The sequence below is a fragment of the Bradyrhizobium sp. WSM2254 genome (genome assembly GCF_000472645.1).
Taxonomy (GTDB): domain Bacteria; phylum Pseudomonadota; class Alphaproteobacteria; order Rhizobiales; family Xanthobacteraceae; genus Bradyrhizobium; species Bradyrhizobium niftali.
The window spans coordinates 16,659-25,930 of sequence record NZ_AXAB01000060.1 but is presented as its reverse complement, the minus strand read 5'-3'; the positions used below and the strand labels follow the sequence as shown (position 1 = coordinate 25,930).

The following is a 9,272-nucleotide window of genomic DNA, read 5'->3' as shown; positions in this document are numbered from 1 at the left end:
TAGAACAGTCCCTGCAAACAACGCCCAAACAACAACACACAGGGAGAAACAACGTGCAAAAACTCTTCGCCGCCGTCGCGGCCGGCCTCGCCCTCGCCGCCACGTCGGGCGCCGCGCAGGCGCAGATTTCCGATGACGTCGTCAAGATCGGCGTGCTCACGGACATGTCGAGCCTCTATGCGGACGCGACCGGCAAGGGCTCGCTCGCCGCCGTCGAGATGGCGGTCGCCGATTACGGCGCCAAGGTCGCGGGCAAACCGGTCCAGGTCGTCGCCGCCGACCACCAGAACAAGCCCGACGTCGGCGTCAACATCGCCCGCAACTGGTACGACAACGACAAGGTCGACGCTATCTTCGACGTGCCGACCTCATCGGTCGCGCTGCCGATCTCGGCGCTGACACGCGAGAAGAACAGGATCAACATCAATTCCGGCGGCGGCTCGTCCGACATCACCGGCGTTGCCTGCTCGCCCAACACGGTGCACTGGACCTACGATACCTATGCGCTGTCGAACGTCGCCGGCAAGGCGATAGTGAAGCGCGGCGAGGACAGCTGGTTCTTCGTCACCGCCGACTACGCCTTCGGCATGGCGCTGCAGCGCGACGCCGCCAACGTGGTCAAGGAAAGCGGCGGCAAGGTGCTCGGCGAGGTCCGTCATCCACTCAACTCGTCGGACTTCTCCTCCTTCCTGCTCCAGGCCCAGGCCTCCAAGGCCAAGGTGGTCGCGCTGGCCAACGCCGGCGGCGACACCACCAATGCGCTGAAGCAGGCCGCCGAGTTCGGCCTGACGCAGGGCGGCCAGAAGATGATCGCGCTCCTGCAGGAGATCACCGACACGCATTCGCTCGGCATCAAGGCGACGCAGGGCCTGATCGTCACCGACGCGTTCTACTGGGACATGAACGAGGAGACGCGCGCCTTCTCGATACGCTTCAACGAGAAGGTCGGGCACATGCCGACCATGATCCAGGCCGGTCTCTATTCGGCGACCATGCACTATCTGAAGGCGATCGACGCCATCAAGACCGACGAGGCGCCGAAGGTGATGGCACAGATGCGCTCAACGCCGGTCAACGATTTCTTCGCCAAAAACGGCAAGATCCGCGTCGACGGCCGCATGGTCCACGACATGTATCTGTTCGAGGTCAAGAAGCCCGAGGAGTCCAAGGGCGAGTGGGACCTCTACAAGCTGATCGCCACCGTGCCCGGCGACGAGGCATTCCGTCCGCTCGACAAGGGCGGCTGCCCGCTGGTGACGCACTGAGGCTTTCCCTCGCTGCCAATTCCTCATCCTGAGGAGCTTGCGAAGCAAGCGTCTCGAAGGATGAAGGCCCGGCCGGTGGCCTCGCCCTTCGAGACGCCGCAAGCGCGGCTCCTCAGGATGAGGGTCAACATCTCACGATGACGAGAAATGACACGCCCGCGCGCCCGGTGAAAACCGGGCGCGCTTCGTTCAAGTCGTCACGCGAACCGCATTACTCCGAGTACTTGAACTCGGGCATGTTCTTCAGCTCGTCCTTGGTCGCGTTGAACACGGCGTGGTCCGGGTACCACTTCGACGAGGCCGTCGCGGTCGTCGCGGTCTTGTCGGTGCCGGTCGCAGCGCCGGTGGTGGTGGCCGCACCCGGCTTGGCGCTCGGGTTCGTGGCGGCGCCGGTATAGGCGATGGCCTCATTGACGAACTTCAACTTGTCATAGGGCACGGCGACCAGATGCTCGCCCATGCCGAGGAAGCCGCCGACACCGATCACGGCGATCTTGATGGCGCCGCTCTTGTCCATCAGCAGATCGTTGATCGAGCCGATGCTCTCGTTGGCGTCGTTGTAGATCTTCAGGCCCGCCATCTTCGACGCGCGCCATTCACCCGACGCAGTCGTGGTCGTCGTGGTGGTGGTGGCCGCAGCCGGTGCCTTGTCCGTGGTGGCGGTCGGGTTTTGCGCGAACGCAACTGTCGCAAGCAGCGCGGTGCCGGCAAGGCCGGCGGCGATTGATTTCATCAGCATTGTTGTCCTCTCCTTCAGCAAAAACTCGTATGGAGAAAACAGCGCCGATCACGTGCAGTTCCTCAGCTGCGGCGATTTCGTCGCATAACCGTGGCGCTGCGTTGCAGTGAAAGTTCCTTGAGTCACGCAGGAACGTTTCCGGATGCACAGTTCCCCGTCGACGATCATGCGCCCTGGGAGAAGCACGAGCGTGGCGGGGACTGCGCCGACCTGCGTCGCTCAGGTCAGCTCTTGTAGTCGATCAGGAGTGCGGAGAAGTCCGAGTTGCCGGACGAGCTGCCGTTGGCACCGTACGACGACGCCGACGATTGCGACTGCTGAAGTGCCTGGAGGAACTGCTGGAGAATCTCCACCGTCGTCGAATCGCTCGACGTGCTGCTGGTGGAATCCGTGGAGGACGAATCCGAAGAGCTGTCGTCCGGCGGCGGACCGGGCGGCGGCCCGCCTGCACCACCGGCTCCGCCCGCGCCACCGGGACCGCTGGCGAAGGCCGACTGAAACACGCCCTTGAGCTGTTCGGCCTGCTCCGAGGTCAGCGTCCCGTTCGACACCTCGCTGGAGATGAGGTCGTCGATCTTCGACTTCATGTCGTCCTTGGAGGGACGCGTGCCGCTCGACTGGCCGCTCGAGCGGCTCTGCTGGAGCGCCGTGTCGATGTCGGTCAGCGCGGTCGAGAGCGCGGTCTCGTCCGACGACGAGATCGTGCCGGCGGAAACTTCCGATTGCAATTCCTGCTGCAGCCGCTGTAGCGGCGACTGATGGGTACCGGCGGAGGCCGCCGAAATCGAGGTCATGATGGCTCCGTGGATCTTGCGGGGTTTCTTGTCTGACCGCGCCACGGTATGGTTAACGGCCTTAACGAGACCTTGCCGCGCCACTGCCCGGGTGTGTCACGGTATTGCGGCGGGACCCGCAGAAACAATCTGAAACAAAAATCTTCGCCTTTTGGCCCGAATCTTGGACAAACAAACGCGCATGGCCATTTCCAATCCCAACATCCTGGTCGTCGAGGACGACCGCGAAACGCGGACGTTGATTGCGAAGTACCTGCGTAACAACGCCTGCAACGTCACCGCCGTGCGCGATGGCCGCGAAATGTCGCGCGCCATGACCGATCATCGCGTCGACCTCATCATCCTCGACGTCATGCTGCCGGGCGAGGACGGCCTGAGCCTCTGCCGCAAGGTGCGCTCGGAGGCGCAGACGCCGATCATCATGCTGACCGCGCGCGGCGAGGACGTCGATCGCATCGTCGGCCTCGAGATGGGTGCGGACGACTATCTGCCAAAGCCCTTCAACCCGCGCGAGCTGCTCGCCCGCATCAACGCGGTGTTGCGCCGCCAGGCCGCAGCCCAGGCGGCGAGCTCGATCGAAGGCGCGAGCACGCTCGCCTTCGAAGGCTGGCGCATCGACCTGCGCCTGCGCGAGCTGCGTAATCCGGAAGGCGCGCGCGTCGCGGTGACCAGCGCCGAATTCGATCTGCTGAGGACGTTCTGCGAGCGGCCCGGCCGCGTGCTGTCGCGCGACAGCCTGCTCGACCTCACGCAGGGCCGCAACACCGGCTCGTTCGAACGCTCCATCGACGTGCTGGTCAGCCGCATCCGCCGCAAGATCGAGCCCAACCCGCAGGATCCGACCATCATCAAGACGGTGCGCTCCGGCGGCTATCTGTTCACGCCAAGAACTGAAGCAGCACGAACTGAAGCAGCAAGCACTGAAGCGGTCGCGGCCTCCCTGGGCAACTGAGGGGGCGCCGACGATGAAGCCGCTCGGGTTCTTCCACCTCAAGGGTATCGGCGGGCAGATCGCCGCGCTGGTGCTGGCTTCCACCGTCGCGCTCCATCTCGTCGTCACCGCCGCCTTCCTGATCAGCCGGCCGGATCGCCCGGACACGCCGCCGGACGGCGCCCATCAATTGACCGATGCCGCGCTGCTGCTCGGCTCGGCCGAGGCCGGCGAGCGGCCGCGCCTCGTCGCCGACCTCGCGCGCGCCTTCCCCAAGCTCGGCATCGAGATGCACGCGCCCGGCACGGCGGCCATTGTCAAGGAGAGCGACGGCCAGCACCTGCGCGGAATGCGCCGTCATCTCGGACGCGGCTACAAGGTGGTGCAGCTCGCCGCCGACGACACCGCGCACCGCGTCGGCGTCGAATTGCCCGACGGCAGCGTGATCGCCGGCCGCGTCGATGGCGGCCCGCGGCCGTGGTTCTGGGGCGCACCGTGGCTGACGGCGCTGATGACCACCTTCATCTGCGTCACCGTGCTCGGCCTGTGGGCGGCGCGCGCGCTGGCCGCGCCGCTGTCGTCCTTCGCCGCGGCCGCCGAGAATTTCAGCCTGGACGGCGAGGCTGATCCGCTGCCCGAGCGCGGCCCGGAGGAGATCCGCTCGGTGGCGCGCGCGCTCAACCGCATGCATGAGCGGATCGCGCGGCTGATGTCGGACCGCACCAGGATGCTGGCGGCGATCAGCCACGATCTGCGCACGCCGATCACGCGGCTGCGCCTGCGCGCCGAGTTCATCGAGGACGAGGTCAACCGCAAGCGCATGCTGATGGATCTCGACCAGATGCGCTCGATGCTGGAATCCGTGCTGTCGCTCCTGCGCAACGACCGCAACATCGAGGCGGTGACGCTGGTCGACATCGCCTCTACGCTCCAGCTCATTGCCGACCAGTTCGGCGACATGGGCCATGTCGTGCACTATGACGGCCCCGCTTCGGCGACCGCGGCGGCGCGTCCCGACGATCTGCATCGCGGCGTCACCAATCTCGTCGAGAACGCCGTGCGCTACGGCGCCGAGGTCACGATCCGCCTCGACATATCGGGCACCAGGCTCGTCATCGACGTCGAGGACGACGGCCCCGGCATTTCGGATGCACGCAAGCAGGAGATGCTGGAGCCGTTCGCGCGCGGCGACGATGCGCGCACCATGGACGAGTCCACCGGCTTCGGCCTCGGCCTGTCGATCGCGCACGCGATCGCGCTCGCCCACGGTGGGACGCTGTCGCTGCACGACCGCGAGCCGCACGGGCTGATCGTGCGGATGGAGTTGCCGGTCTGGCAGGAGCCGCGGCTCGCGGCGTAGATCGCCGGTTAGGCCGCGAGCGGGGTGCGCGTGACGGCGACCTCGTCGAAGATCGCCACCGCCTCGAAGTGATAGTTGCAGGCGCGGCAGGTCCAGAGATAGGAGATGCGCCCCTCGCCCGGCTCGATCCAGTCGGGCCGCGGGATCGGCGTGCCGCATTGGGCACAGGGATTCTGTCTGGGGATGTCGCCGAAATGTGCCTTGGCCGAGTCCGCGCTGACAAAGTCCGCGTTGACAAAGTCCGCGTTGGCCATGTTGGTTTTTGTCATGGCACCTCTCCCGATTTGCAGCGTTTTCATGCTCGCTTTCGCGTCTGCGCGCGAATAGACAGGCTCGCTGTCGCGAGCTGAGGTTTTCCACCTGAGCAACCCCTACGGCAGCATTGCGTCGTAACAGCGGCTCGGCGCCGCAAAATCGCCGACGGCGGCGTTTGGTCACATCATCGCCGTGTTCCGGAGTCCTAACGCATGATCAGGAAAAGTGCACCGCGGTTTTCCGAACAGATCATGCTCAAACAATAATTGCGGCCGGGCGCAGGCCGTTCAGGGATGTCAGGAATATCCGATGAAAATCTTACGCGTCGCCGCGCTCATCGCGGCCGGACTGGTGTCGCCGCAGGCCGCATTCGCGGGCCAAGCCGAGTATGCCGAGATGGTCGCGGCCCATGCCCGCGCCAATGGCGTGCCGGAAGCGCTGGTGCATCGCGTCATCATGCGCGAAAGCCGCTATCAGCCCGGCCTCGTCGGCCGAGGCGGCACCATCGGCCTGATGCAGATCAAGCTCGCGACCGCCCGCGGGGTCGGCTACACCGGCGATGCCGCCGGCCTGCGCGATCCCAACACCAACCTCACCTACGCGGTCAAATACCTCGCCGGCGCCTATCATGCGGCCAATGGCGACCACGCGAGAGCCGTGCGTTATTTCGCGGGCGGCTATTACTACGTTGCAAAGCGGCAGCGCCAGGAGGCCGTGCAGGTCGCCAACATGAGCGACACCTGGCTGGAGCCGAACGGCAACCCGCAGCCGATGTTCGGCACCACGCCGCACCGGAAGATCGCCCAGCGCGTCCGCAACGCGCGGGCGCAGGTTCCCAACCACTAGCCACCGTCATTCCGGGGCGATGCGAAGCATCGAACCCGGAATCTCGAGATTCCCCGGTGCGCAATTGCGCACCTGAGGTTCGGTCCTGCGGACCGCCCCGGAATGACTGCCCTGTGGCTAACGCGTTGACCACCCCGCCCCACTGGCATACATTGGCGCCGTTCCGAGGGGTGCTCCGAGGAGGAGCTGAGATACCGCTAAATGGGCGAATCCGCCCAGGACCGCGGTGACCCTTTGAACCTGATCCGGGTCATGCCGGCGAAGGGACAGGGATGTTACAGACGACCAAGCGAGCGGATTCCGCGGTATCCATCATCGGGGCAGGCATTGCAGGTGCCTGGCAGGCGCTGTTGTTCGCGCAGGCTGGCCATTCCGTGACGCTACACGAGCGCGGTGACGCCGCGATGACCGATTCCACCAGCCATTGGGCCGGCGGGATGCTGGCGCCCTGGTGCGAGGCTGAGGTCGCCGAACCCATCATCTCCAGGCTCGGCCAGCGCTCCCTCGACATCTGGCGGCGCGAGCTGCCCGACACGCCCTTCAACGGTTCCCTCGTCGTCGCCCATCCGCGCGAGCGCAACGATTTCGAGCGCTTTGCCCGGATGACCGAAGCGCACCGCCGGCTCGATGCCGCGGGCCTTGCCGAGCTCGAGCCGTCGCTGGAAGGCCGCTTCCGTGATGCGCTGTTCTTCCCGGCCGAGGGCCATGTCGAGCCGCGCCGCGTGCTGCCGAAGCTGCACGAGCGCATCCGCGCCGCCGGCGGCACCATCAAGTTCGAAAGCGATGTCAGCGCCGCCGATCTCGACGGCATCGTGATCGACTGCCGCGGCCTCTCCGCCCGCGACGAGCAGCCCGACTTGCGCGGCGTCAAGGGCGAGATGATTCTGATCGAGACCAGCGAGGTGCAGCTGGCGCGCCCGGTGCGGCTGATCCATCCGCGCTGGCCGCTCTACGTGATTCCGCGCGAGGACAATCTGTTCATGCTGGGTGCGACCTCGATCGAGGCCGAGGACACCGGCGTCAGCGTGCGCTCGGCGCTCGAGCTTCTGGGTGCGGCCTATACGGTGCACCCGGCTTTCGGCGAGGCGCGCATCGTCGAGTTCGGCTCGGGCCTTCGCCCCGCGTTCCCCGACAATCTGCCGCGCATCGGCATTCGCGGCGAAAAGATCGCCGTCAACGGGCTCTACCGCCACGGCTTCCTGATCGCGCCGGCGCTCGCCGAGCTGACGCTGCAATACGTCCAGCGCGGCCAGATCGACAATGAGGTGATGCAATGCGCGTGATCGTGAACGGTGAGCAGCGCGAGGTGAACTCGGCCAGCGTGGACGCGCTGCTCAGCGAGCTCGACTACGAAGGCACCCATTTCGCGATCGCGCTGAACTACGACGTCGTGCCGAAAAGCCGCTGGGCCGAGACTAGCCTGAAGGCCGGCGACGAGATCGAGATCATCACGCCGCGGCAGGGAGGGTGAGGATGGTGATGGCACAACCTCTCCACGAGTCGTCCCATGACCACAGGCCTTCGTTGGGGCGAAAGGTCTCTGCCGTTGTGCCCCAAGAGAAATCACGCGGTATGGGTCCCGGCCTTCGCCGGGACGACAGTTGAATTCAAGGAGACACCTTCATCATGGTGACCTTCTACGGCAAATCCTTCGCCTCGCGCCTCTTGATCGGCAGCGCGCTCTATCCCTCGCCGGCGATCATGCAAGCGGCGATCCGCGCCGCGGGCTCGAACATCGTCACGGTGTCGCTGCGCCGCGAATCCGCCGGCGGCAAGACCGGCGATGCGTTCTGGAATCTGATCCGCGAGCTCGACGTCACCGTGCTGCCGAACACCGCCGGTTGCCGCAGCGTGCGCGAGGCGGTGACGACGGCCAAGCTCGCGCGCGAATTGTTCGGCACGAGCTGGATCAAGCTGGAGGTGATCGCCGACAACGACACGCTGCAGCCCGACGTCGTTGGCCTGGTCGAAGCAGCAAGCCTCCTGATCAAGGACGGTTTTGAAGTGTTCCCCTATTGCACCGAGGATCTCTCGGTTGCCAACCGCCTGGTCGATGCCGGCTGCAAGGTGGTGATGCCGTGGGCAGCGCCGATCGGCAGCGCCAAGGGCATCACCAACCGCGATGCGCTGAAACTGCTGCGCGAGCGGCTGCCCGACATCACGCTGGTGGTCGACGCCGGCCTGGGCGCGCCGAGCCACGCGGCGCAGGCGCTCGAGCTCGGCTACGACGCCGTGCTGCTCAACACGGCCATTGCAAAGGCCGCCGATCCCGTCGCCATGGCCACCGCCTTCCGCCTCGGCGTCGAGGCCGGCCGCACCGCCTTTGAGGCCGGGCTGATGAACGCCCGCGACTTCGCCTCCCCTTCCACCCCTGTCGTTGGGACCCCGTTCTGGCATGCCGTATCCTGATCGCAACGCGTATCCTGATCGCTTCTATCCCGTCGTCGACAGCCTGGCCTGGGTCGAGCGCCTGACCAAGCTCGGCGTCGGCACGATTCAACTGCGCGCGAAAGATCTGAACGACGCCGAAGCGCTGCAGATCGTCACCGACGCGCTCGCCATCACCGAGGGCACGCAGGCCAAGCTCGTCGTGAACGATTACTGGCGCGCGGCGATCGTCGCCGGCGCAAAATATCTGCATCTCGGCCAGGAAGACCTCGCCGATGCCGACCTCAAGGCGATCCGCGAGGCGGGCCTTCTCCTCGGCGTCTCCACCCATGACGACGCCGAGCTTGCGACCGCGCTCGCCGCCAAGCCCGACTACGTCGCGCTGGGTCCGATCTTCTTCACCACACTGAAATCGATGCGCTTCGAGCCGCAGGGCATTCCAAAGATCACGGAATGGAAGAAGCGCATCGGCACCATCCCGCTGGTCGCGATCGGCGGCATCAAGTTCGAGCACGCCGCGGAGATCTTTGCCGCCGGCGCCGATTCCATCGCCGTCGTCAGCGACGTCACGCAGAATACCGACCCCGACGCGCGGGTGCGGCAATGGCTCGGCCTACCTGCGGAGGCGGCGTGATGCACGCTCTCTCACCCCACACTCCACTGTCATCGCCCGGCTTGACCGGGCGATCCAGTA

Annotated in this window: 11 protein-coding genes and 1 riboswitch; of the genes, 8 read left to right on the top strand and 3 right to left on the bottom strand. The window is 65.9% G+C overall.

From position 1 onward, the window contains the following. The first annotated feature begins 53 nt into the window (after nt 1–53). A complete protein-coding gene (locus tag A3M7_RS0134145; RefSeq protein WP_027547936.1) occupies nt 54–1,265 on the top strand; it encodes an ABC transporter substrate-binding protein in 1,212 nt (403 codons plus the stop codon). 211 nt (nt 1,266–1,476) lie between these two features. On the opposite strand, the gene A3M7_RS0134140 is transcribed toward A3M7_RS0134145, so the two are convergent. Both A3M7_RS0134140 and A3M7_RS0134135 read right to left on the bottom strand, forming a co-directional pair. After that, nucleotides 1,477–2,004: a PRC-barrel domain-containing protein gene (locus A3M7_RS0134140; RefSeq protein WP_027547935.1), complete on the bottom strand. Its 528-nt coding sequence runs from the start codon at nt 2,002–2,004 to the stop codon at nt 1,477–1,479. 224 nt (nt 2,005–2,228) lie between these two features. Beyond that, nucleotides 2,229–2,798 (bottom strand): hypothetical protein, encoded by a 570-nt coding sequence (locus A3M7_RS0134135; RefSeq protein WP_027547934.1) that lies wholly within the window; start codon nt 2,796–2,798, stop codon nt 2,229–2,231. A 181-nt stretch (nt 2,799–2,979) separates the two neighbouring features. On the opposite strand from A3M7_RS0134135, the gene A3M7_RS0134130 reads away from it, so the two are divergent. Together A3M7_RS0134130 and A3M7_RS0134125 are read left to right on the top strand one after the other, a co-directional pair. Further along, nucleotides 2,980–3,750, top strand: coding sequence for a response regulator (locus tag A3M7_RS0134130; protein WP_027547933.1), 771 nt, complete (start codon nt 2,980–2,982; stop codon nt 3,748–3,750). 13 nt (nt 3,751–3,763) lie between these two features. Then, nucleotides 3,764–5,089 carry an ATP-binding protein gene (locus A3M7_RS0134125; protein ID WP_027547932.1) on the top strand — a complete coding sequence of 442 codons (1,326 nt, stop codon included), beginning with the start codon at nt 3,764–3,766 and terminating at the stop codon, nt 5,087–5,089. Between the two features lie 8 nt (nt 5,090–5,097). Here A3M7_RS0134125 and A3M7_RS45405 read toward each other — a convergent pair whose 3' ends face one another. Further along, on the bottom strand, nt 5,098–5,358 hold the full coding sequence (locus tag A3M7_RS45405) for a hypothetical protein (protein WP_198033864.1): 261 nt from the start codon (nt 5,356–5,358) through the stop codon (nt 5,098–5,100). Nucleotides 5,359–5,653: 295 nt separating this feature from the next. On the opposite strand from A3M7_RS45405, the gene A3M7_RS0134115 reads away from it, so the two are divergent. The 5 genes from A3M7_RS0134115 (at nt 5,654) to A3M7_RS0134095 (ending at nt 9,212) form a co-directional block, all read left to right on the top strand. Beyond that, entirely contained in the window at nt 5,654–6,190 is a 537-nt protein-coding gene (locus A3M7_RS0134115) for a lytic transglycosylase domain-containing protein (protein ID WP_027547931.1), read from the top strand. A 156-nt stretch (nt 6,191–6,346) separates the two neighbouring features. Next, a riboswitch (TPP riboswitch) is annotated at nt 6,347–6,475 on the top strand. After that, nucleotides 6,463–7,473 carry an FAD-dependent oxidoreductase gene (locus A3M7_RS0134110; protein ID WP_027547930.1) on the top strand — a complete coding sequence of 337 codons (1,011 nt, stop codon included), beginning with the start codon at nt 6,463–6,465 and terminating at the stop codon, nt 7,471–7,473. Its footprint overlaps the riboswitch before it by 13 nt. Further along, nucleotides 7,464–7,661 (top strand): sulfur carrier protein ThiS, encoded by a 198-nt coding sequence (gene thiS, locus A3M7_RS0134105; RefSeq protein WP_027547929.1) that lies wholly within the window; start codon nt 7,464–7,466, stop codon nt 7,659–7,661. Before A3M7_RS0134110 ends, thiS begins: the two co-directional genes overlap by 10 nt. Before the next feature lie 155 nt (nt 7,662–7,816). Continuing rightward, on the top strand, nt 7,817–8,599 hold the full coding sequence (locus A3M7_RS0134100; protein ID WP_027547928.1) for a thiazole synthase: 783 nt from the start codon (nt 7,817–7,819) through the stop codon (nt 8,597–8,599). After that, the gene (locus A3M7_RS0134095; RefSeq protein WP_027547927.1) at nt 8,586–9,212 is read left to right on the top strand and encodes a thiamine phosphate synthase; all 627 of its coding nucleotides are present in this window, start codon (nt 8,586–8,588) and stop codon (nt 9,210–9,212) included. Before A3M7_RS0134100 ends, A3M7_RS0134095 begins: the two co-directional genes overlap by 14 nt. Nucleotides 9,213–9,272: the final 60 nt, after the last annotated feature.